Annotated in this window: 18 protein-coding genes; 4 read left to right on the top strand and 14 right to left on the bottom strand. The window is 60.1% G+C overall.

Annotated features, from left to right (window positions below; genetic code table 11):
- Positions 1-5: 5 nt before the first annotated feature.
- From D1159_RS08115 to D1159_RS08135, 5 genes are all read right to left on the bottom strand, one after another.
- The gene (locus D1159_RS08115; protein WP_161845166.1) at positions 6-1,394 is read right to left on the bottom strand and encodes a tryptophanase; all 1,389 of its coding nucleotides are present in this window, start codon (positions 1,392-1,394) and stop codon (positions 6-8) included.
- A 98-nt stretch (positions 1,395-1,492) separates the two neighbouring features.
- The gene (locus D1159_RS08120; RefSeq protein WP_161845167.1) at positions 1,493-3,277 is read right to left on the bottom strand and encodes a CocE/NonD family hydrolase; all 1,785 of its coding nucleotides are present in this window, start codon (positions 3,275-3,277) and stop codon (positions 1,493-1,495) included.
- Positions 3,270-5,003, bottom strand: coding sequence for a CocE/NonD family hydrolase (locus D1159_RS08125; RefSeq protein ID WP_161845168.1), 1,734 nt, complete (start codon positions 5,001-5,003; stop codon positions 3,270-3,272). The genes D1159_RS08120 and D1159_RS08125 overlap by 8 nt, the downstream gene beginning before the upstream one ends.
- Before the next feature lie 81 nt (positions 5,004-5,084).
- On the bottom strand, positions 5,085-6,512 hold the full coding sequence (locus D1159_RS08130) for an APC family permease (RefSeq protein ID WP_161845169.1): 1,428 nt from the start codon (positions 6,510-6,512) through the stop codon (positions 5,085-5,087).
- 367 nt (positions 6,513-6,879) lie between these two features.
- The gene (locus tag D1159_RS08135) at positions 6,880-7,779 is read right to left on the bottom strand and encodes an AraC family transcriptional regulator (protein WP_161845170.1); all 900 of its coding nucleotides are present in this window, start codon (positions 7,777-7,779) and stop codon (positions 6,880-6,882) included.
- A gap of 170 nt (positions 7,780-7,949) precedes the next feature.
- Here D1159_RS08135 and D1159_RS08140 point away from each other — a divergent pair, with 170 nt between their 5' ends.
- The gene (locus tag D1159_RS08140) at positions 7,950-9,173 is read left to right on the top strand and encodes an amidohydrolase family protein (RefSeq protein WP_161845171.1); all 1,224 of its coding nucleotides are present in this window, start codon (positions 7,950-7,952) and stop codon (positions 9,171-9,173) included.
- Positions 9,174-9,486: 313 nt separating this feature from the next.
- The gene (locus tag D1159_RS08145; protein WP_161845172.1) at positions 9,487-10,302 is read left to right on the top strand and encodes a cell wall hydrolase; all 816 of its coding nucleotides are present in this window, start codon (positions 9,487-9,489) and stop codon (positions 10,300-10,302) included.
- 102 nt (positions 10,303-10,404) lie between these two features.
- Here the strand turns inward: D1159_RS08145 and D1159_RS08150 are convergent, their stop codons facing one another.
- Complete coding sequence (locus D1159_RS08150; RefSeq protein WP_202620994.1) at positions 10,405-11,328, bottom strand: magnesium transporter CorA family protein; 924 nt, start codon at positions 11,326-11,328, stop codon at positions 10,405-10,407.
- Positions 11,329-11,739: 411 nt separating this feature from the next.
- Here D1159_RS08150 and D1159_RS08155 point away from each other — a divergent pair, with 411 nt between their 5' ends.
- Positions 11,740-12,147, top strand: a complete 408-nt coding sequence (locus tag D1159_RS08155) for a DUF3842 family protein (protein ID WP_161845173.1) — start codon at positions 11,740-11,742, stop codon at positions 12,145-12,147.
- Positions 12,148-12,221: 74 nt separating this feature from the next.
- Here the strand turns inward: D1159_RS08155 and D1159_RS08160 are convergent, their stop codons facing one another.
- From D1159_RS08160 to D1159_RS08170, 3 genes are all read right to left on the bottom strand, one after another.
- A complete protein-coding gene (locus D1159_RS08160) occupies positions 12,222-13,775 on the bottom strand; it encodes an O-antigen ligase family protein (RefSeq protein ID WP_161845174.1) in 1,554 nt (517 codons plus the stop codon).
- 42 nt (positions 13,776-13,817) lie between these two features.
- The gene (locus tag D1159_RS08165) at positions 13,818-14,933 is read right to left on the bottom strand and encodes a glycosyltransferase family 4 protein (protein ID WP_161845175.1); all 1,116 of its coding nucleotides are present in this window, start codon (positions 14,931-14,933) and stop codon (positions 13,818-13,820) included.
- 170 nt (positions 14,934-15,103) lie between these two features.
- The gene (locus D1159_RS08170) at positions 15,104-16,300 is read right to left on the bottom strand and encodes an acetate kinase (RefSeq protein ID WP_161845176.1); all 1,197 of its coding nucleotides are present in this window, start codon (positions 16,298-16,300) and stop codon (positions 15,104-15,106) included.
- 165 nt (positions 16,301-16,465) lie between these two features.
- On the opposite strand from D1159_RS08170, the gene D1159_RS08175 reads away from it, so the two are divergent.
- The gene (locus D1159_RS08175; protein WP_161845177.1) at positions 16,466-17,638 is read left to right on the top strand and encodes a nucleotidyltransferase family protein; all 1,173 of its coding nucleotides are present in this window, start codon (positions 16,466-16,468) and stop codon (positions 17,636-17,638) included.
- Positions 17,639-17,665: 27 nt separating this feature from the next.
- On the opposite strand, the gene D1159_RS08180 is transcribed toward D1159_RS08175, so the two are convergent.
- The 5 genes from D1159_RS08180 to nagB all read right to left on the bottom strand — a co-directional run bounded on the left by D1159_RS08180 (position 17,666) and on the right by nagB (position 21,923).
- Positions 17,666-17,866, bottom strand: coding sequence for a hypothetical protein (locus tag D1159_RS08180; protein WP_161845178.1), 201 nt, complete (start codon positions 17,864-17,866; stop codon positions 17,666-17,668).
- 24 nt (positions 17,867-17,890) lie between these two features.
- Entirely contained in the window at positions 17,891-18,232 is a 342-nt protein-coding gene (locus D1159_RS08185; protein ID WP_161845179.1) for a helix-turn-helix domain-containing protein, read from the bottom strand.
- A 435-nt stretch (positions 18,233-18,667) separates the two neighbouring features.
- Positions 18,668-19,795 (bottom strand): sn-glycerol-3-phosphate ABC transporter ATP-binding protein UgpC, encoded by a 1,128-nt coding sequence (gene ugpC, locus D1159_RS08190; protein WP_161845180.1) that lies wholly within the window; start codon positions 19,793-19,795, stop codon positions 18,668-18,670.
- 257 nt (positions 19,796-20,052) lie between these two features.
- Complete coding sequence (gene nagA / locus D1159_RS08195; protein WP_161845181.1) at positions 20,053-21,180, bottom strand: N-acetylglucosamine-6-phosphate deacetylase; 1,128 nt, start codon at positions 21,178-21,180, stop codon at positions 20,053-20,055.
- On the bottom strand, positions 21,171-21,923 hold the full coding sequence (gene nagB, locus D1159_RS08200; protein WP_161845182.1) for a glucosamine-6-phosphate deaminase: 753 nt from the start codon (positions 21,921-21,923) through the stop codon (positions 21,171-21,173). The genes nagA and nagB overlap by 10 nt, the downstream gene beginning before the upstream one ends.
- Between the last annotated feature and the right edge of the window lie 27 nt (positions 21,924-21,950).

The raw sequence follows: 21,950 nt of genomic DNA on the forward strand, positions 1-21,950 counted from the left end.
CTTCCTTACTTGATGGGCTCCAGGAAGGCCTGGAAATGGCGCATGATGGGGGGCTCCCAGGTGATGCGGTAGCCGTGCTTGATCTCGTGGGCGCGGGCCTTGATATTGATCAGGGCGTCGCAGATCACGTCCAGGTGGGCCTGGGTGTACACACGGCGGGGAATGGCCAGACGGGTGAACTCCGCAGTGGCTTTCAGCTGCTCGTTGGTGTCCGGGTCGTTGCCCAGCATGAAGGAGCCAATCTCACAGGAACGGATCCCAGCCTCCTTGTACAGCTCCACCGCCAGCACATGGGCGGGGAACTCGGTATAGGGGATGTGGGGGAACATGGCCTGGCCGTCCACAAAGACGCCGTGGCCTCCCACCGGGCTCTGATAGGCGATCCCGGCGTCGTCCAGCCGGGCGGCCATGTACTCCATCTGGCCGATGCGGTACTTCAGGTAGTCGTCCTCCACGCCCTCCTGCAGGCCCACGGCCAGGGCGTCCAGATCCCGGCCGTTGAGGCCGCCGTAGGTGACAAAGCCCTCAAAATTAATGCAATTGGACTTGATGGCCGGGATCAGGGGGCTGCTGCCGTCCTTCACGCCGATGAGGCCGCCCATATTCACAATGGCGTCCTTCTTGGAGGACATGGTAAAGGTGTCCGCGTAGGAGAACATCTCCTTCACAATCTCCCGGATGGACTTGTGGGCGTAGCCCTCCTCGTCCCGCTTGATGAAGAAAGCGTTCTCCGCATAGCGGGCGGCGTCGATGTTCAGAGGGATGCTGTACTTTTTGCACATCTGGGACACCTGGCGGATGTTCTCCATGGACACGGGCTGTCCGCCGGCGCCGTTGTTGGTGACGGTGAGCACCACCACGCCGATCTTATCCGCGCCGTGCTCCAGAATGCACCGTTCCATGGCCTCCAGGTCCATGTTGCCCTTGAACTTAGCCCGCAGGGCGGGGTCCTTGGCCCGGGGGTCCACGCAGTCCAGGGGACGGCCGCCGGAGAGGATGATGTGGGCCCGGGTGGTATCAAAGAACAGGTTGGAGATGGCGTACTTGCCCTCCCCCATGAACAGGGGCATGAGCACCTTCTCCGCCGCCCGGCCCTGGTGGGTGGGCTGAATGTACTCAAAGCCGAAGATCTCCTTGGCGGACGCCTGAAGGCGGAAGTAGCTGGACGCGCCGGCGTAGGCCTCGTCCCCCCGCATCATGGCGGACCACTGGTTCTGGCTCATGGCGTTGGTCCCCGAGTCGGTGAGCAGGTCGATGTAGCAGTCCTCCCCCTTCAGGTTGAACATATTGTACCTGGCCTCGGCCAACTTGGCCTCCCGCTCCTCCCGGGTGAGGATGCGCAGGGGCTCGACCATTTTGATGCGGAACGGCTCGGCGATGTACTTGACAGACATATTGATTTCCTCCATTAAACATAATGAATTATATGGGAGTTTGGCCCCCGGTCTGTTGGGCGGTCCGGCCGTCACTCGCGTCTTGTTGCGCTGGCTTTCTACCTTGCTTCGGGTTGGAGCCAGTTTTCCTCCGGAGACTCCGGGATGACAGGCAGCAGGAGATAGGATGGATGCGCTCCCGTGTGGTAAATGTCATACTGGGTGGTCTCCAGGGGCGGGATAAAGGTGATAAAGTTAAACTCCGTATTACAGATATTTTTCAGCACAATCTCAATCCGGTGTCCCTTTTTGAAGCAGCGGGAGATGGTCATAATCTCCAGCACGAACTGGTTAATCTCCCCGGGGACCAGGGGCACGCTCCTGGAGTGGTCGTGCCGGGGGGCCCAGGGCTGCTCCTTTTCAAACCCGGTGAGCCGGTGGGAGGCCCGCAGGCTGCCGGAGGTGATGTACTGCCGGCTGCCCTGCTCATCCACGTCGTTGAGCAGGATATTGAACTGGGCGTCGGCGGTGTTCAGCGCTGCGGAGAGATACAGGGTCAGGGGCCCGGTGACCTCCGTGTCCTCCGGCAGGGGGTTGGTGCTCCAGCTCAGGCCGGGCACCTCCCGGGGGTAGACGGGCTGCTCCGTCAGAGGGGACCGGAAAACCAGGGTGTCCGGCCCCTCCCCCTCCCCGGGGGTGAAGTCCATCCGCCCGCCGGCGCGCAGGTACAGCTTTTTCCACTGTGTCCGGGCCAGGGGCCACTCGTGCTCGTAGCGGTACTTCCCCGTGGCCTCCACCTTCAGCTTGATGGGCGGCTCGTCCATGATGCCGGTGTCCACGCCCTTGAGCCAGTAGTCATACCACCGCAGGTACTCCAGCGTCAGTGCGCGGTGGGGCAAAAACAGGTCGTCGTGGGACTCGGGGCAGAGCACCTTGCGGGGAATAGAGGGGTCGCAGTGGTTGAACACGTAGAAAGGCCCCTGGGTGAACCGGCCCCGGTCGTAGTACTCGCTGCCCAGATACATAGGGATCTTGATCTTGTCCACGAAGTTGGTCAGGGTACGCTCGAACCAGAAGTCGTCGTCGCAGTTGTGGAGAATGATGTCAAAGAAATAGCTCTGGTGCCGGGGGGGCCAACAGCTGAGCACCCGGGTCAGCAGGGCGCTGGCCTTGACATCCGGGTCCTGAAGGCGCCGCTCCACCTTTTCCTTCAGCTCCTCCTCGGTATAGTGCCGCTCCGACCAGGACATCTGGTTATTGGCGGGACAGAAGTGGTTGTAGAGGAAGGAGCGGTCAAAGAAAGCGCCCCCCACATAGTTGTGGTGGTACAGGCTGTCCAGCACCTCGCACATCATAATGGCTTTCAGATGGGGGGGCTGGAGGGCCGCCACAAAGGGCTGGAGAATAGAGAAGTAGGAGATGCCGATCATGCCGATGTTTCCGGTGCACCAGGGCTGCTCCGCCAGCCACTCGATGACGTCGCAGCAGTCCTCCGCCTCCTGCCGGCCGTACAGGCCGTCCCACTGCCCCTCCGACTTGCCCACCCCCCGGGCGTCGGGAATGCACACCACATAGCCGCACTGGACGTAGTATTCCACATCCCCGGCCTCAATGGTGTGATCCATCAGCACGGTCTTGAACTGAAGGGGGGCCCGGTCCAGCGTCTGCACCGACTTTCCGTAGGAGGAGTAGGCCACCAGGCCGGGGAACCGCTCCCCCGCCGGGGCGTCCGGCCGATAGATATCCACCATCAGCCGCACCCCGTCCCGGGTATACATGGGCACATCCTCTTCTTTGATCACCTGATAGACGGGCTTGGACAGGTTTTCCAGCCCTCTGGCGTACCGCTTGTCCCAGTACTCCGGCATCTTGTCATAATCTCTGCCGCTGTAGTTGTCAGCCATGCGCTTCCCCTCCTGACCAGTCCGTCCAGCGATCCGCCGGCGCCGCCGGCACGATCGGCAGCAGCAGATGGGCGGGATGGGCGGCGTCGTGGTAAAATTGGAACCGGGTGAATTTTGTGCCGGGCAGCACGCCGGAGGTCAGCCCCGAGGAGAACAGCCGGGGGATGGTGACAAAATCCGTAAAGGAGTAGCTCTCCGCGTCGCAGGCTTTCAGCTCCACCTCCAGCCGGTGTCCGGCCTTGAACACGTGACAGACAGGGTTCATGCCGATGACATACTCATAAATCTCGCCCTGCGCCACCTCCAGGGGGTGGAACACATCGTGAACCGGCTCCCCCGGCTTGCTCTGCGCCGTCAGCCCCCGCAGGCTGGCCTTCAAATAGCCGTCGGACAGGAGCAGGCGGGTACCGTCCGGCCGGTGGTCCCACAGCTTTACCACAAAAATGGCGTCGTCCTGGTCCACCGCGCTGTACAGGGTCACGGAGACGGGCCCGGACAGCTCCATATCCTCCTCCATAGGCTGCGTGGCGTATTTCACCGCCGGCAGGTTACGGGAGAACTGGGATTTATAGATGGGGGGCTCATGGTACAGCTCCTCCGGCGTCTCTCCCTTGGGCCCCTGGAAAGACAATTTGCCCTCTCCCTGAAAATACAGGGACTTAAAGTGCATTCCCTTGGGGGGAAAGGTCTCCTCGGTGCGGACTTTGTTTTCCCCGGTGACATAGAGCTTCACCGGCGGCTCGTCCATAATGCCGTTTTCCACGCCTTTCAGCCAGTGGTCGTACCAGCGCAGCATCTCCCCGTTGGGCTCCTCAAAGGGGGTGTGCCGGTCCACCGGGTGGCCCAGCAGCATCAGCTTCCGGGGCGCGGTGCAGTCCGGGTCCAAAAAGGCCCGGATGGCGCCGAAGGTGCTGCGGCCGAACTCATAGCACAATGTGGCGCAGTACATGGGGATTTTAATGTCCTTGAGCTTGTTTTGGGTACTCCGCTTCTCCCAGAACTCCCCGGGCTTGTTGTGGAGAATGATGTCCACCAGCCAGGGAAAGTGCCGGGGGGGCACGGTGTCCATGGTGCGGTAAAGATAGGGATCGGACTGGACCGCCGGGTCCTTCAGGCTCTCTTTCATGGCCGCCAGCAGCGTCTCCCAGTCCATCTCCGCCTCCGCGTCCGACATGGCGTTGATCATGGGGATGGTGCTGGTAAAGGGCAGGTAGTAGTTGGACAGGGCTCCGCCGGGATAGCACTCGGCGTACAGATCGTCCACCAGGTCGATGGGCATAATGGCCTTCAGGTGCGGGGGCTGGAGCGCGGCCACCATGGGCTGAATCCGTCCGGCGGTGCCGCAGCCCAGCATTCCCACCTTCCGGGAGCACCAGTCCTGCCAGGCCGCCCACTCCACGGCGGCGGCGCAGTCCTTTTGGTCCTGTTCGCTGTACAGGCCCCGCCAGACGCCCTCCGAGGTGCTGATGCCCCTGGGGTTGACCAGTACCACCGCATAGCCGTGCTCCACCCAGAAGTCGATGCCGCTGATCTCAATGGACAGATCGTCCATACACTGGCCCAGCTTGAGGGGTTTCCGGCCGCGGCCCACCGCCTGTACTTCTTTGCCAAAGGCGCTCCACCCCACCAGGGCCGGAACCGGCTCCTCTCCGTCAGGGCGGTATACGTCCGCTTTCAGGCGCACGCCATCTGAAAGGGCGATATGCCGGTTGCGCTCAATTTTCATACGCTTCACTCACCCTTTTGTGTTCAATTTGGCCGGGCGGCGGTCCGGCAGAACGCCGTCCGGCCAGGGGGGTCCGATTGATTACTTTGCGCTGCTCTTGCCGTACTGGGCTTCCAGCTCCTTCTCCCGCTCCACCCAGGGGGCGTAAGGCTCCCGGATCTTCGCGTGCATGTCGATGCCCTTGGTCTTCTTCAGCCAATAGGCCCGGGCCTCAATGACAGCGTAGCCGCCGATCAGGGCCACGGCCAGAATGCCGATCTGGAGGCCGTTCAGGCCGCGGAAGAGCTCAATACCGTACTCAAAGGACAGGTAAGTAGTGCCTACGGCCAGAACCAGATTCAGCCAGTGGGGAATCTTGCTCATAAAGCAGTGCTCATAGCTCAGGGGGTAGTACTTCTTTACCACGAACAGGGGGAAGATGCCCAGCTGGCCCAGGAACATGGTGGAACAGGTGCCGGCGGCCAGGATGGTGGGCAGGTCCAGCTGGGGAATGATAATGGCGATCACAGAAATGGTGGTGGTAAACCAGATACCGCCGTAGGGGGCGTTATACTTGTTCATCTTGCCCAGGCCGGCGGGGAGGATGTAGTCCCGGGCGGAGGCCATGTCCTGGAATCCGATCATCAGCATGGTGCCGTTCAGGGTGGTGGCCACGGCCAGCAGCGCGCCGCCGGTGATGAAGAAGGTCAGCCAGGCGGGGCTGAGGAAGCTGGCGGCCACGTCGCCGATGGAGCCCGTGGGGCCAGGGTGGATGTTCTCCGTGCCGGCCACGCCGATGGCCACATAGGCGAAGATGGCGTAGACCACGCTGGTGCCCAAAGTGGCGATGATGAAAGCCAGGGGGATGTCGCGGCCGGGGTTCTCCACCTCTTCCGCGAAGGCGATCACCGAGTTGCCGCCCATCAGGGTGGAGTTGAGCAGGCCCAGGCAGGCATAGACCGTGCCCAGCTGGAAGGTGTTGCCCAGCACCTGGCCCAACGTAATGTTGGCGGGCTTGATATGGGGGATGCCGCCGAAGATGAATACCGCCAGGGCAACCAGCAGAATGCCCACGCATACCGTCTGCGCGATGCCGCTGATGCGGGCGCCGAAGGTGCCCAGGGTGGCGAAAATCAGGGCGCAGGCCACAGCCGCCCAGGTCTGGGGAATGGCGGGGAAGAGCATATTTACGTACTGTCCGCAGGTCAGGGAGAGCACCGCGATGTTCATGGTGCCGTGGACGATGTTCTTCAGCGTCAGGAAGATGGCGCAGGGATAGGGGAGCATCCGGCTGGTGTGCATGTAGTCGCCGCCGTTGGCGGGCAGGGCGGAGCTCATCACCAGAGAGGGCAGCATCCGCAGGCAGACATAGATTGCAGCCACAATGAAGACCCATACCAGCGACTTGCCCACCATGCTCACCGCAATGGGGGTGGTGGTGAAGATACCGGCGCCGATGATTGAGCCGATACCCATGCAGATTACCAGAAGCATGTTCATCTTCTGCTTGCCTTGTTGCTTCTTTTCCATCAATCACACCTCGTTCTCTTTTCTCAGCGCCCGTGTTCAACCGCTGTACCTAAGGCGCTCCATGGTAAGTTCGGATGGATGCGAGGTTATACGCTGTGGGCTGTTTGCAAGCTTGCCGGGTTGCTGGTTTCATTATACGGGGACCCCGCTTTTTTGAACATGGCCAATTCCTTATGTGTTTTATACAATTCTTTACTGCTCTCCTCCCACTTTCTGGTCAAAGCAACGGAAAAATTCTGTAAAATCAAGAGGTTCCGCCACAAAGAAAATACTTTGCGGCGGAACCTCTTTTGCGGATTTCATATTAGGACGCTTGACCCGTGCATCTCCCGCACAGCCTGTATTCATAATTGGGGAATACAGGTCCTTACAATGTTCCGCAGGCGATGCGGTTGATATAATTTCTTGGGGAGCAGCCCATGATCTGCTTGAACGCCTTGCTGAAGTGGTAGAGAGACGAGTACCCCAGCCGCTCCGCCACCGCCTCCACGCTCAGCCCGGAGGTGGTGAGCATCTCCACCGACAGCCGGATTTTGTACTGCTGGATATACCGGCTGGGCGGAGTCTCCAGCACATCCACGAAGCATTTATAGAGATAGTTCTCGCTGATGCTCAGGGAAGCACTCAGGTCGCCCACCCGGAGAGGGCTGTCCACATGGGCCTGGATATACTGGATGCTCTGCCGGACCACCTCCATCTCCCGGGCGGAGGTGGGCTTGGCGTAGGTGACAGACACCTGTCCCTTGGGCCAGCGGGAACGCAGCATATACAGACAGGCTAGGCGCAGGTGGGCGGCCACCTGTAAAATCATCCCCAGGTCCCGGTCGGTGTGGCAGCGGTACAGATCCTGAAACATGCCGTCCATGGGGGGCAGCTCCGCAGGCTGAAAGACATTGCCCCCATCCCGCAGCAGGCACTGGACAAATTCCCGCTTGCGGTACTCCGGGTTGACATCAAAGTGGATGGAATAGCAAATCAACGGCTCCTCCGACTCGTCCAGCTGGGTGATATAGTCCACAAAGGGCTCCACCAGAATCAGTGAGCCCCGGCGGCAGTCATACTCCCGCCCCCGGGTGGAGAACTTCACCCCGCCTCCCGCTACATAGGCCAGCTGAAAATCACAGATGTAGCCCTCTACTACCGGGGTCTCCCGCTCGGTCTGCCACAGGCCGAACCCGTTGATCGTAAAGTCAAATTCCTGCAGCAGCTCCGCCAGCTCGTCTGAGTGGGTGGAGTCCATAAAGGGATATCTCAATTCTTTCGCCATACGCAACCCCCGCGTTTCCTTTGGTGCAAAACGATTTGTCACAATATGGGTATCCTATGGAATTATACAAAATATATAAAGAATTGTCCATGTAAAAATCTGTATTACTGCATTATAATTAAACTGCCAGCCGTGTTCAGAAATAAATGGCAAAACGGAGGTCCTTTTGTATGGAATCGTATCAAGTCATCCTTCGGGGCGGAACCCCCCTCGGTATGGCCGCGGGAACAGATATCGCCGTCTCTGGCGGCAAAATCGCCGCGGTTGGTCCAAGCCTTCCCGGCCGGGCAGAGCTGGAAATTGACGCCGCCGGAACACTCATCTCCCCCTCCTTCGTGGACTCCCACATGCACCTGGACAAGGTGCTCACCGGTCTGGAGGAGGATGCTACCGACACCTGGGCCGCCGTGCAGATCATGCTGCGCCACGCCAAGAGCCTGCCCAGAGACCAGGTGCGGGAGGATGTAAAGCGCCGGGCCCGGCAGGTTATCGACTGGGAGATCGCCCATGGCTCCTCCACGCTGAAATCCCACGTATACTGCAACGGCATCTGGGGCCTGGAGTCGGTCTATGCCCACCGGGAGCTGAAGGAGGAATATGCCGGCCGGGCGGATATTCTCAACATCGTCCCCTGGCCTGACGACGGGGACAGCGCGCTGATTGACCAGCTGGACCAGCTGGCCCGGCAGGGCTGTGTGGACTTCATCGGCGGCTTTCCCTATGGAATGCCGGATTATCGGGCGCGGATTGACGCCATCTTCCGCAAGGCGGAGCAGTTCTCCCTGCCCATCGACCTCCATGTGGACGAGAAGGACATCCCTGACGCCAACGCCTTCGCCTACATCTGCCAAAAGACCATTGATACCAGGATGGAGGGCCGGGTGACCTGCGGCCACCTCACCACCCTCAGCGCCCTGCCGGACGAGGAGGCAAAGCCGCTCATCGAGCTGGCTGCCCAGGCAAAGATAAACGTCATCACCCTCCCCTCCTGCAATATGTACCTGCGGGGACGGGAAGATGCCCAGCCCATCCGACGGGGTGTCACCCGTATCCACGATTTCCTCCAGGCCGGGGTAAACATCGCCTATGCCTCAGACAACATTCGGGACCCCTTCCGCCCCTTCGGCAATGGAGATATGCTGGAGGAGGGGCTCTTCACCGCCCAGGTCATGCAGTACGGCACCCGGGACGCCTTGGACAAGGTCTTCCATATGGGCACCTATGCCGCCGCTCAAAACTGCCTGCTCACCGGTTACGGCCTGGATACGGGCTGCCGGGCCGATCTGACTGTCATCGACGCCCCAACCCCCTCCGACGCCCTGAAATCTCTCAGCCGCCGGCTGTGGGTGCTTAAAGACGGCCGGGTGGTCGCCCGGGACGGCGTTCTGGTCTAAGCGCCCGTATTCAGTCCCTAACCTCTCATGGGGTATATCTGGCCGGAGACACCCCTCTTTTTTCACCGGATTTCCGGTCCTTATCCCTTGGCGCGGGCTGTAACGAATTGTAACTATTTTTGTAACAATTTGGAATCTACAGCGGCAGATTCACCGGCCTGGTTTTCTCCAAACCCGTTGCGGCACAATGACTTTCGCGATTCGACAAAAGTTTTTCTTGCAAATTGGGCGAAAATAAGTTACAATATGGTTACAATCCGGTACGCACAAGTAACAGATTGTAAACAGTTCAGTAACAGGAGGTACCCCAATTATGCAGAAGCGAGTGTCCTGCCTGGTGCTCAGCCTGGCTCTTGGTTTGAGCCTGAGTGCCCATGCGGCCGCCGCCGAGAGCAGTATCGGTGTTATTGTGGATGAGACCGAGCTGGCTCCTACCACAATAACCAGAGCCGTAGAGTGCAGCACCTATGTGGCCTATTGGCCCGTTGTATCCGCCATGTACCCCGACGCCACCGCGGTGTGGGAGAATGGCGAAGCTGTCGTCCGGGCGGAGGGCCTGACCCTTCATATCCGCCCCGGCGCCCAGTATCTGGTCGCCAACGGCCGCTATCTCTACGTTCCCGAAGAGATACAGATTGAGGAACAGAGTATCCTGGTCCCCGCGCGTGTACTGGCTCAGGCCCTTGGCGCCCAGGTCTACTGGGATGGAGAGACTCAGACAGTCTCCTTTGTATCCGACACCGGCCCGATTCCCTCTGACGAGGCCACTTACAACAGCGAGGATCTCTACTGGCTCTCCCGCATTATCTCCGCCGAGAGCGGCAACCAGAGTCTGGAAGGGAAAATCGCCGTGGGCAACGTAGTGCTCAACCGTGTGGCCAATTCCAAATTCCCCAATACGGTGAAGGATGTTATTTTCCAGAAAAACCAGTTTACTCCCGCCGGCAGCGGCGCCATCAACCAGGAGCCCAACGCAGAGAGCGTCATTGCCGCCAAGCTGTGTCTGGAGGGGGTCAACACCGCAGGCAACAGCCTGTACTTCATCAACCCCAACACCTCGCCCAACAGCTGGGCCAGCCGCAATCGGGTCCGGGTGGCCACCATTGGCTCCCACGCCTTCTTTGCCTAATGAGTAAAAATCACCCCAACCGTCCCAGCGCCTGTGCCGTGCTGGGGGGTTGGGGTTTTTGTATGCCCTTGTCTGCGTATTGAATCCGCAGCGTGCTTAAACTTAAAATAGATCCGTCTTCTTCAGCACAACAGCCACGATTCCGATGATACCGCCGGCAATGACCAGAGGGAACCACCAAAACTGGTCTAGGGGCAGCCCCGCTACGTTCATGCCGTAGAAGCCGAAGACAATGTTGGGAATGGTGAGCAAAATGGTGATGGAGGTGAGCACCTTCATAATCACATTCAGGTTGTTGGAGATCACCGACGCGAAAGCGTCCATCATGCCGGAGATAATGGAGGAGTAAATATTGGCCATCTCAATGGCCTGCCGCACCTCGATCAGCACATCCTCCAGCAGGTCATGATCCTCCTCATAGAGGGTAATAATCCGCCCCCGGAGGATCTTTTCCAAAGTGACCTCGTTGGCCTTGAGAGAGGTATTGAAGTAGACCAGGGACTTTTCCAGATCCAGAAGCTGAATCAGCTCCTTGTTCCGCTGGGATTTATAGAGCTGGCGCTCCATATAGCTGTAGATCTTGTCAATCTGCTTCAGGTACTGGAGGAAGCGCTTGGCCACCCGCAGCAGCATGTACAGGATAAAGCTGGTGCGCTTCTGGGTCTCCGCATTGCGGACCAGTCCGTCCTGAAAGTCCTTGATAATGGAGGACTCCTTGAGGCAGACAGTGATAATGTGCTTCTCCGTTACGATGATGCCAAGGGGCAGGGTGGAGTACACCACAGCGTCGTCCTTCTCCACCGCCGGCACGTCGATGATCAGCAGCGTCTGTCCGTCCTCGGTGTCAATGCGGGAGGTCTCCTCCTCGTCCAGGGCGGCCCGGAGGAAGGAGGGCTCCACCGCCAGCGTCGCCGCCACGGTGTTGAGCTCATCCTCGCTGGGGTAGGTGAGATTAACCCAGCAGCCGTCCTGAAGGGTGTCCAGCCGCTGCATCTTTCCGTCAATGGTCTTATGAATAGTAAGCATTTTCCTCACGCCTTTCCCGGCGGGTCGGGCCAAAAAGGCATAAAAAACCCGCGCGTTCTGTTGTCTCCGTCCGGCGCGCGACGCGGGCGCACCGGCACAGCGGCTACAGTCCACACGGTGTGACAGCCCTTATCGGGTGAAGCCGGTGATCCGCGCCGCTCTTTTCCTGTTTCGTTTTCGACTCCATGGGTCGCTGTTCACGGCGCATATCACTCCTTGTATCTCAAAACATATCAGAAGACGGCCTGCCGGCCTCTGACGCTTTATTATACCCCCCCGCTCCCGGGATTGCAAGTACAATACTTTTCAAACACAGAAATTCCCGCGGACGGCGGGCCGCCCTCAGCCTTGACACAGTCCTCCCTCCTGTGGGATAATCCTCTCACGAGATTGGAACGGAGGTGATCCCCCTTGCGGATTCTTGTTGTGGACGGACAGGGCGGCGGACTGGGACGGCAGCTGGTGGCCGCCTTGAAGGAGCGATGCCCCGCCACAGAGATTTTGGCTGTGGGGACCAACAGCGCCGCCACCGCCGCCATGCTCCGGGCCGGCGCGGACAGCGCCGCTACAGGGGAAAACGCGGTCAAAGTCTGCTGCGCCAGGGCGGACGTGATTCTGGGCCCCATGGGCATTGTCATTGCCGACGCCATGCTGGGGGAGATTACGCCCGCAATGGCCGCCGCCGTGGGCCAGAGTCCGGCCAAGCGTATTTTGATCCCCGTCAGCCAGTGCGACACCACCGTGGCCGGCGTACCGGATCTGTCCATGGCAAAGCTGGTCCAGAGCGCGGTGGAGCTTCTGCGGGGAATGCTGCCCTGAGTGGCCCAAAAGCTGGCCGCGCAAAAGGAGGACACCGGAAACCGACGGCTTCCGATGTCCTCCTTTGTGTTTCCTTAGTTTTGGGCCTGCCGGCCCTTCTCCGCCCTGCGGGGATGGCCCAGCTTGACGCAGCACATGATTACGCCGAAGAGGAACCAATAGACGAACATATTCCGAGGGTAGAACCAGGTGTACTCCGCAATACCGATGACCAGGATCCCTCCAAAGGCGCCCAGAGCCGCGGCCAGAATATGCCGCACCTGCCGGTCCATGGTCTGGTAATAGGCCTTCAGGCCGCACTTCACCCCGTAGGCCAGCACCGCCAAATAAGAGATCAGCCCCAAAATGCCGGTCTCCCCCCACATTTGCAGGTAGTTGTTGTGGGTGTGGATGGGGAAGCTGCCGTCAAACATGGCAGGGTAACCCCGGAACACCCGCTGCATCACGTCGCTGCCCAGGCCCACGCCCCGATACCAGTAATCGCCCATCAGTTCCGCCGTGGCGTCGTAGATGGCGAAGCGGTAGCTGGTGGAGGAGTCCTTCAGATTGCCGATGGTGAGAATACGGTTGTAGATGGTCTCCGGCAAAAAGGGAATGGCGCACAGGCCCAGGACAATCATCAGAGGCACCAGCCGCCAGTTTTCCAGCGCCAGGAAGATCACCACCGCCAGACACAGTCCAATCCATCCAGACCGGGAGTAGGTAAACCCGATCGCCGCCACGCAGGGCACCAGGGCCAGGAACGCCCACAGCTTCCCCCGCCAGGTCTTGGCACACAGCACCAGGGCCAGATCCAGGGGGATGAGCATCACCAGCACCTCAGCAAAATTGTTGGGGTTGTCAAAGAAGGAGTACACCCGCCCCGGCATCCCGGCGTTCAGGCGCAAATCCTGCTGGGAGGCCACAATCTCAACCCCCACATAGCCCTGGTAGCACCCATACAGGGCCGCCACCGCCACGCCGACGACGACCAGTGCAATGACCAGCTTCAGCTGCTGAGGCTTATGGATGGAGCTCACCACCAGAAGCATCAGCAGAAAGGAGATCACGTGGAAGGAGAAAAAGCGCATGGACAGCTTGGTGGACAGGCTGATGGCCAGAGCGCTGCCGATACAGATGAGATAAAGGGGCAGATACGGACCGAAGAAAGCGGGTTCCAGCCGGCGCTTGGGCCGGACGGCGCTGCCCACCGCAAAGAGAGCCGCAACCCCAAAGGCCCCCAGCAGGCCGTAGAAATTGTTCCACCTGTCGTGTGGGACCACCAGCATCACCAGCATCAGCAGCCCTAGGAAGAAGAAGCTGACCCCCCCCATGGCGGACACCGTCTGGAAGGCTACGCTGCCGTTCCAGATTTTCTCCCCTTTTCGGTAGAGCCAACGGGCCAGGGCGCAGGGGAAGTTTACAATTACTGTAAATAGAGTGTGGCTTAGGCTGCCGGGCCAGTATCTGGGCAGGGTTCCCTCCCGGCTCAGGAAAGCACAAACCCCACTCCCCTTTGTCCAGTTTGCGGCGGCGCCGCCCATCCACTCCAGCGCGCGGCCCACAACACTTTTCCCCCAGGCCCTGGACAACGCCGCCCACAGTCCGGCAATCAGACGGATCAGGACGCTGTTTTCTATCACTGCCATCGGTATATCCTCCCTACGCCTGACGGCGTTTCCAGGGCGCTCTCATACGCCCTCCCGCCGGTTCATGGCCTGCCCGTAAACTCCAAAGGTCTGCGCCATCCACTTGTTAATCTCAAAGCGCTCCTCAACGGTCTCCAGCGCACGGCGCCGGCACCGCTCCAGAAGATTTTTGTCCTCCATCAGGCGCCTCATGGCATCCGACATGGACACCGGGTCGTCATAGGCCACCAGCAGGCCGCAGCGGGTGTCGTCGTTGACAATGTCCCCATTGCCCGCCATATCCGTGGCGATGACAGGCAGGCCCGCGGCCATGGCCTCAATGATGAGATAGGACAGCGCCTCATGCTCGGAGGAGTTGACGTACAGATCCGCCCCCTTGTAGAGGTTCTTGATGTCCTTCCGGAAGCCGATAAAGCGGACGCAGTCCTCCAGGCCCAGTTCTTTTACCTGGTTCTGGGTCTGCTCCAGCAGAGGGCCGTCTCCCGCCAGCACCAGGGTGAAGGGCGTCTGGGTAATGGCAGTCAGCCGCTTGACGGAGTCAATCAGATATTTGTGGCCCTTGTCCGCCGCGAAGCGGGAGGCGCACAGCATCACAAATTGGTCCTCCGGCAGGCCCAGCTCCTGCCGCAGGGTGGACTCGCTCCGGTCCCCCGCCCACACCGCCGGGTCCACCGCGTTGAAGACCACCTCAATTCGATCGCCGCTCCAGCCGTTGGCGATGAGCTGCTCCTTGCCCCGGTTGCATACGGCGATAATCCGGTCCTGCCGCTTGTCCAGCCAGCGGTTGGACAGCCGGGTGATTGGGTCATTTGCCATAACAAAGTGGCTGGTATACACTACCTTCAGGCTGGGGCAGTATTTCTTGGCCAACAGGGCGGTGTAGTGCTCCCGCAGGTAGTGGCAGTGGACCAGATCGATGTCCCAGGCCTTACACAGCTCCGCCAGCTCCTTAGCCGCCCGGAAGTCGAACCGGCGGCGCATCTCAATCCGCCGGCAGGGCACCCCCAGCTCCTGGAGCCGCTCCACCAGCAGCCCCTCCACGTTGTAGGCAAAGTGGGCCTCGATTTTGTTGTGGTCCAGATAGCGGACCAACGTCTCCACATAGCGCTCTGTACCGGCCTTGCCTGCAAAATTCAGCAGATAGAGGACCTTTATCATAGAAGGAGTTCTCCTTTACCAATCGTTTCCTAGGCAAACCGCCTGTCTTTTTATTTTACCGTCATCCGTCCGGTTTGTCCACCGTTTCTTCCCAATTTGCGAAAATTCAAGGGATCCCTGCCGCCACACAGGCGGCAGGAACCCCTTGAACCGTTGCGTTTTGCTGTAAATTATTTGCCCACGATTTCGGCGGTATCCTTGGCGATCATCAGCTCCTCGTTGGTGGGGATGAGCAGCACCTTGACCTTAGAGCCGGCGGCGGAGATCACCGCCTCCTTGCCCCGGACCTGGTTGGCCTCCGCGTCCATCTCCACACCCATAAACTCCAGCCCGGAGGCGATGGCCATACGGGTGTTGGCGTCGTTCTCGCCCACGCCGGCGGTGAAGATGATGGCGTCCACCCCGCCCATAGCGGCGGCATAGGCGCCCACGAATTTGCGCACGCTGTACTGGAACGCCTCCAGCGCCAGCGCGGCCCGCTGGTTGCCGTTATTGGCGGCCTCCTCCAGGTCGCGGAAGTCGGAGGACACGCCGGAGATGCCCTGCACGCCGGACTTTTTGTTCAGAACATTCAGCATCTCCTTGATGTCCATGTTATACTTGGTCATCAGGTACTCCAGGATCCCCGCGTCCAGATCGCCGGAGCGGGTGCCCATGGGTACGCCGGCCAGGGGAGTGAAGCCCATGGTTGTGTCTACGCTCTTGCCGCCGTCCACAGCGGTGATGGAGGAGCCGTTGCCCAGGTGGCAGGAGATCAGCTTCAGGTCCTCAATCTTCTTGCCCAGCATAGCGGCGGCACGGCCAGCCACATACTTGTGGGAAGTGCCGTGGAAGCCGTACCGGCGGACCTTGTCGTTCTCGTAGTACTCATAGGGCAGGGCGTAGATATAGCTCTTGGCCGGCATGGTCTGGTGGAAGGCGGTGTCGAACACGGCCACCATGGGCACGCCGGGCATTACCTTCTCGCAGGCCTTGATGCCGGTGAGGTTGGCAGGGTTGTGCAGGGGGGCCAGGGGGATGCACTCCTCCATGGCGGCCATGACCGCGCTGTCAATCTTCACGGACTTGGCAAATTTCTCGCCGCCGTGGACCACCCGGTGGCCCACCGCCTCAATCTCACTCATGCTCTTGATCACGCCGTGCTCCGCGCTGGTCAGGGCGTCCAGCACCGCCTGGATGGCCTCGGCATGGGTGGGCATAGGGATCTCGAAGACGTGCTTGGCGCCGGTGGCCGGGATCTTGTGGGTCAGGCGGCCGTCGATGCCGATGCGCTCACACAGGCCCTGGGCCAGGACCTCCTCCGTACTGGGGTCCAGCAGCTGGTACTTCAGGGAAGAACTGCCCGCGTTGATGACTAAAACCTTCATGACACGTAACGCTCCTTTATTCCTTTTATTTCTTTCACTTGCGCTGTGGATACCAATATAGTAAAATGTACAGAAATATCCCTGCAATTATTGTAACTTACTTTGGACAAAAGAACAACCCGCTTTCCTCTCCTTACGGGAAATTTTTTTGCAGGAGGCCTTACTATGCCTGTCGCCGGCATTGTCGCGGAGTATAACCCTTTTCACACCGGACACGCCTATCATATTGCCCAGACCCGCCGTTTGCTGGGGGCGGATACCCCTGTTATCTGTGCCATGAGCGGCAACTGGGTCCAGCGGGGAGAGTGTGCGCTGGCGGACAAGTGGCGGCGGGCCGCCTGGGCGCTTCAGGGCGGGGCGGACGTGGTGCTGGAGCTGCCCACGGTGTGGGCGGTGTCCTCGGCGGAGCGCTTCGCCCAGGGCGCTGTCGCGCTCCTGGCCGCCACAGGGGTGGTGGATACCCTCTCCTTCGGCAGCGAATTGGGGGTGTCCGCCCCGCTCCGGCAGGCGGCGGACTGCCTCAACAGCCCCGCCTTTTCCCAGGCCCTCCAGCGCCCATCCGCAGCAGGCCAGCCCTTCGCCCTGCGCCGCCGGCAGGCGGTAGAATCGCTGGCCGGTCCGGCAGTGGCGGCAGTATTGGACACCCCCAACAATAACCTGGCTGTGGAGTATCTTCGGGCCCTGCCCACAGAGATGCGCCCTCTCGCCATCCCCCGGCAGGGCGCCGCCCACGACGGGGAAGCGGCCGGCGGCTATGCCTCCGCCTCTCTTCTGCGGCAGTGGATCCGCGCCGGGGCGGGCGGCCGGGCCCGGCCCTATCTTTCCGCACCCTGGACCGGGGAGCCCGCCTCTATGCTCTGGTGCGAGCGTGCGATTCTGGCCCGCCTGCGCTCCGCCTCTCTGGAAGAGCTTCAGGCCCTCCCTGACAGCGGCGAGGGGCTGGCCGCCCGTCTGTTGGCCGCCGCCCGGCAGGCCGCCGCGCTGGAGCAGCTCTATTCCCTGGCCAAAACCAAACGGTATGCCCACGCCCGGATACGCCGGCTGGCCCTCTGCGCTTTTCTGGGGATCCGCCAGGAAGACCGCCCTCCAGCCCCCCTCTATCTTCGGGTGCTGGGGCTGAGTTCCCGGGGCCGGGAGCTTTTGAAGCAGATGCGCCGCAGTGCATCTCTGCCTGTCCTGGTCAAACCGGCCCATATCCGCCGCCTCCCCGCTCAGGCCCAGGCTCTTTTTGCCCTGGAGGAGCGGTATACCAGCCTCTACGGCCTGTGCTTCCCCACTCCCCGGCCTGCCGGCCTAGAATTTACCGCCGGCCCGGTTCTGTGGGATGGAAGCGCATGACCCCCACGCCTGGACCGCCGCTTCTCCTTACTTCCGGGCCATCTCGTCCGCAATCAGCGTGTTTGCAAGCTCAAGGGCCTGGATTCTTCTCTCTGCCAGCGTGATCTGCGACTGATATTTTTTCGGATTTTCTTTGGATAGAAGCGTCTTTTTTGCCTCTTTTAATTTATGTATAATGGAATCAATCTGCCGCTTCGCCTCTGACAGCTCTTCTTTGGAACGCTCCATCTAATTCTCCCCCTCTGCCGCCCATTACACAGTCGGAAGTCTGTTCTTTTCGCCCCACTCACACATTCCGTCCAGCAGGGGCATCAGAGATTTCCCCCGCTCTGTCAACCAATACTCAACCTTGGGCGGAATCTGCGGATATTCTTCCCTGTGTACCAGTTGGTCCGCCTCCAGCTCTTTCAGCGTGGCGCTGAGCGTTTTATAGGAAATACGCCCAATATATTTCTTCATCTCATTAAACCGCACCACCCCGAATTCCATCAGGGTATAGAGAATGGTCATTTTGTATTTTCCATTGATGAGGGACAGGGTGTAGCTGAAACCAGTGTCCCCAAGGTGCTCCTGTGAAATACAGCGTCCGTTCATTTTCCCTCTTCCTTCAGGCAAGTACGATACTTATTGGTGCGTACTTATGTTTTGTCCCATTCTTGATACAATGGTACTGTCAAATACGGGAAAAGTCAAGCCCGCAGGCACAGGGGATACGTTTACGAGTTGGGAAAGCCGGTTTCATAACAAAACAGCCGCGCCATGGAAGTTTTCCATGGCGCGGCTCAGCGTGTCGAAAAAGCCTCGCAGAGTTCGCGCCCGCAGGCGCGAAGAGAATAAGATCCGTTTTCCCCGGCGGCGTGTATGCCGGGGAAAACACTTCTCAGCCTGCAAGTGTGGGTTGTGTCCGCCCAAAGCGGACACAACCTGCGCGCAGTCGGGCCGCAGCCCTGCTGTCGGAAAAGGCGAAGCCTTTTTCGACAGCCTAAGCCGCGCCATGGAGGCTTTCCATGGCGCGGCTGGCATTTCTGCTTACTTCAAAGGCAGCAGGTTCTCTTCGGTGGATACGTTGAACAGATGGAGCAAATCGCTGCGGAAGGTAAAGTATACCTCGGTCCCATAGGGGATGCCGCCCCGCTGCTCCTCCGGCAGGTCGGTGGTGGGGACGCGGAGCACCACGTCCTTGCCGCCGGCATTGACGTGGAGGTGGACCTCGCTGCCCATCATCTCGGACACGTCCACCTGGCCCTTGATGGTATTCTCTGCGGCTCCTGCGGCGAAGGACATATGCTCCGGACGGACGCCCAGGGTGATGTCCATGCTGTCCACGTTTCTCGCCTTCAGGCCGGCGATAATCTCAGCGCTAGGCACCACAGTGGCGCCGTGGCACTTGATGGTATAGCTGTCGCCGGTCTTCTCCAGCTTGGCGTCAAAGAAGTTCATCTGGGGCATTCCAATAAAGCCCGCCACAAAGATGTTATTGGGGTGGTCGAATACCTCCTGGGGGGTGCCGATCTGCTGGATAAAGCCATCCTTCATGATAACCATACGGTCGCCCAGCGTCATGGCCTCCGTCTGGTCGTGGGTCACGTAGATGAAGGTGGTGTCAATGCGCTGGCGCAGCTTGATGATCTCGGCGCGCATCTGGTTGCGCAGCTTGGCGTCCAGATTGGACAGCGGCTCATCCATCAGGAAGACCTGGGGCTCGCGGACGATGGCGCGGCCGATGGCCACCCGCTGCCGTTGGCCGCCGGACAGGGCCTTGGGCTTGCGCTCCAGATACTGGGTGATGTCCAGGATTTCTGCGGCCTCTTTCACCCGCTTGTCAATTTCATCCTTTGGCATTTTACGCAGTTTCAGCGCGAACGCCATGTTCTCGTACACGGTCATATGGGGGTACAGGGCATAGTTCTGGAACACCATGGCGATGTCCCGATCCTTGGGCTCCACATCGTTCATTCGCTTGTCGCCGATGTGCAGATCTCCCTCTGAGATATCCTCCAGCCCGGCGATCATCCGCAGGGTGGTGGACTTGCCGCAGCCGGAGGGTCCGACCAAGACGATGAACTCCTTGTCCGCAATCTCCAGATTGAAGTCGTGGACAGCGGTCACCTTGTTGTCATAGATCTTCTTGACGCCTTTCAGAGATACAGTTGCCATGCTTCTGTGGCCGTAAGAGCGGCGCCTCCGCGCACACTCTTTCGTCCGCGGGAGAGCTGAACTCCCCGGACTTTGTGACAGGTCTCCACACTGCCACACCGCCGGCCGGCGGGTTTTCCTCCTTTTTTACCGCTCTCCCCGCCCTATAGAAATGGAGTAAGGCGGGGCGCTGAACTGTTTGGACGCCGCCGCGCCCAGGGGGACATCTCTATTATGACAGAATTTGCATCCTTTTTCAAGGAAAACATGGGCAAATTTTATAAAGTTCCGTGAGCTACCTGACCCTTAAAGAGAACCGCTTTCAGCTCCAGATTTTCGTCCAGTACCGCCAGATTAGCCAGCTTTCCGCTCTCTACGCTGCCCACCCGGCCGTAGATGCCGATGGCCTTGGCGGGGTTAACCGCCGCCGCCCGCACCGCCACGTCCAGGGGGATGCCGAAGGACACCGCTGTCTTCATACAGCTCATCAGATCGGTGGCGGAGCCGGCAATGGTGCCGTCGGCCAGAGTGGCGTACTTGCCGTTCACCTTCACCGCCTGTCCGCCCAGGGTGTAATCCCCGTCAGGCATTCCCACCGCCCGCATGGTGTCACTGATCAGGATCACACGCTTGAACCCGAACATGGCGAACACCGCCCGCACCACGCTGGGGTGGATATGCACGCCGTCGCAGATCAGCTCCACCCGGCAGTCTGAGGTGTCAAAGGCCGCCCCCACCACACCGGGCGCCCGATGGGTAAAGGCCGGCATGGCGTTAAAGAGATGGGTGGCCTGCCGGGCGCCGGCCTGATAGGCCGCCAGGGCGGTGTCGTAGTCCGCCGTGGTATGGGCGATGGACACCGTCACCTCGTCGGCTACCGCCTTGATGAAGTCCAGGGCGCCGGGCTCCTCCGGGGCCACGGATACCAGCTTGACCAGCCCGTCTGCAGCCTCGTTCAGGCGACGGAACATTTCCACATCAGGCGCGTGGAGCCAGTCGGCATTCTGGGCGCCCTTTTTGGCTTGGGAGAGGAAGGGGCCCTCCAGATTGACGCCGCACAGCAGGGCGCCGCTGGTACTGGTCTTGCGGTGGCGGGCCGCGTTTTTACACACTTTGAGCAGCTGATCCTCCGCCAGGGTCATTCCCGCGGGACAGATCTGCGTTACGCCCCGGGACAGCTCATAGTCCGCGATAACCTGGAGCCCTTCAGGGTCTCCATCGCTGAAGTCGTGGCCCTTTGCGCCGTGGAAGTGGAGATCCGTCAGGCCGGGGATGATATAGCATCCCTTCAGGCTGGCGGTCTTGCCGTCGCCGCTGGCCTCGCTGATCCAGCTCTCGTCCGTGCATACGTCCCGCTGGACGAAGCCGTCTTTTCCGCTATAAACTTGTGCGCCTGTCAGCCGCATACCGGTTCACCAGCCTCTACCAGTTTGTGGAGCGCCTCCCGGTCGCCCACCAGCGTCACGTCTGGGTGCAGCTGCAAAATAGAGGCAGGCACCTGGGTGGAGATGGGACCGCGGAAAGCCCGGCAGACGATATCCGCCTTGGCCTCTCCGCTGACCATGATAAGAATGCGCCGGGCCTGCATGATGTTCTTGATGCCCATGCTCAGCGCCTGGCGGGGTACATCCTCCCGGCGCCCAAAAAAGCGGGTATTGGCCTCAATGGTACTCTCTGTCAAGGTGACCAGGTGGGTTTCCAGCTCAAAGCCGTCCCCGGGCTCGTTGAAGGCGATATGGCCGTTGTGCCCCATGCCCAGCAGTTGGAGATCGATCCCTCCCAGGCTGCGGATCAGCTGGTTATACCGGGCGCACTCCGCCACAGGGCTTTTGGCCAACCCGTCCAGCACATGGGTATTCTCATATTTGATATCAATGTGGTCAAAGAGGTTGACCTGCATGAAATACCGGTAGCTCTGCTCGTGGCGGGGGGACAGGCCGTAATACTCGTCCAGATTGACGCTGCGGGTCTCGGCAAAGCTGAGATCTCCCTTTTGATACCACTCCACCAGCTGCTGGTAGGCCCCCACCGGGGTGCCACCGGTGGCCAGACCCAGTACGCTGTCCGGTTTGGTAATTACCTGGGCGGAGAGGATATTGGCGGCCCGGCGGCTCATAGACTTATAGTCCTCTGACAGATAGACTCTCATTCCGACTTTCCTCCTGAATTCTCAAAT

The sequence above is a fragment of the Pseudoflavonifractor sp. 524-17 genome, from assembly GCF_009935845.1.
Lineage (GTDB): Bacteria > Bacillota > Clostridia > Oscillospirales > Oscillospiraceae > Pseudoflavonifractor_A.

What these genes read in the sequence shown, in the direction of transcription:
- D1159_RS08115 (WP_161845166.1), bottom strand. Translation starts at nt 1,394, where the DNA reads ATGTCTGTCAAGTACATCGCCGAGCCGTTCCGCATCAAAATGGTCGAG.
- D1159_RS08120 (WP_161845167.1), bottom strand. Translation starts at nt 3,277, where the DNA reads ATGGCTGACAACTACAGCGGCAGAGATTATGACAAGATGCCGGAGTAC.
- D1159_RS08125 (WP_161845168.1), bottom strand. Translation starts at nt 5,003, where the DNA reads ATGAAAATTGAGCGCAACCGGCATATCGCCCTTTCAGATGGCGTGCGC.
- D1159_RS08130 (WP_161845169.1), bottom strand. Translation starts at nt 6,512, where the DNA reads ATGGAAAAGAAGCAACAAGGCAAGCAGAAGATGAACATGCTTCTGGTA.
- D1159_RS08135 (WP_161845170.1), bottom strand. Translation starts at nt 7,779, where the DNA reads ATGGCGAAAGAATTGAGATATCCCTTTATGGACTCCACCCACTCAGAC.
- D1159_RS08140 (WP_161845171.1), top strand. Translation starts at nt 7,950, where the DNA reads ATGGAATCGTATCAAGTCATCCTTCGGGGCGGAACCCCCCTCGGTATG.
- D1159_RS08145 (WP_161845172.1), top strand. Translation starts at nt 9,487, where the DNA reads ATGCAGAAGCGAGTGTCCTGCCTGGTGCTCAGCCTGGCTCTTGGTTTG.
- D1159_RS08150 (WP_202620994.1), bottom strand. Translation starts at nt 11,328, where the DNA reads ATGCTTACTATTCATAAGACCATTGACGGAAAGATGCAGCGGCTGGAC.
- D1159_RS08160 (WP_161845174.1), bottom strand. Translation starts at nt 13,775, where the DNA reads ATGGCAGTGATAGAAAACAGCGTCCTGATCCGTCTGATTGCCGGACTG.
- D1159_RS08165 (WP_161845175.1), bottom strand. Translation starts at nt 14,933, where the DNA reads ATGATAAAGGTCCTCTATCTGCTGAATTTTGCAGGCAAGGCCGGTACA.
- D1159_RS08170 (WP_161845176.1), bottom strand. Translation starts at nt 16,300, where the DNA reads ATGAAGGTTTTAGTCATCAACGCGGGCAGTTCTTCCCTGAAGTACCAG.
- D1159_RS08175 (WP_161845177.1), top strand. Translation starts at nt 16,466, where the DNA reads ATGCCTGTCGCCGGCATTGTCGCGGAGTATAACCCTTTTCACACCGGA.
- D1159_RS08180 (WP_161845178.1), bottom strand. Translation starts at nt 17,866, where the DNA reads ATGGAGCGTTCCAAAGAAGAGCTGTCAGAGGCGAAGCGGCAGATTGAT.
- D1159_RS08185 (WP_161845179.1), bottom strand. Translation starts at nt 18,232, where the DNA reads ATGAACGGACGCTGTATTTCACAGGAGCACCTTGGGGACACTGGTTTC.
- ugpC (WP_161845180.1), bottom strand. Translation starts at nt 19,795, where the DNA reads ATGGCAACTGTATCTCTGAAAGGCGTCAAGAAGATCTATGACAACAAG.
- nagA (WP_161845181.1), bottom strand. Translation starts at nt 21,180, where the DNA reads ATGCGGCTGACAGGCGCACAAGTTTATAGCGGAAAAGACGGCTTCGTC.
- nagB (WP_161845182.1), bottom strand. Translation starts at nt 21,923, where the DNA reads ATGAGAGTCTATCTGTCAGAGGACTATAAGTCTATGAGCCGCCGGGCC.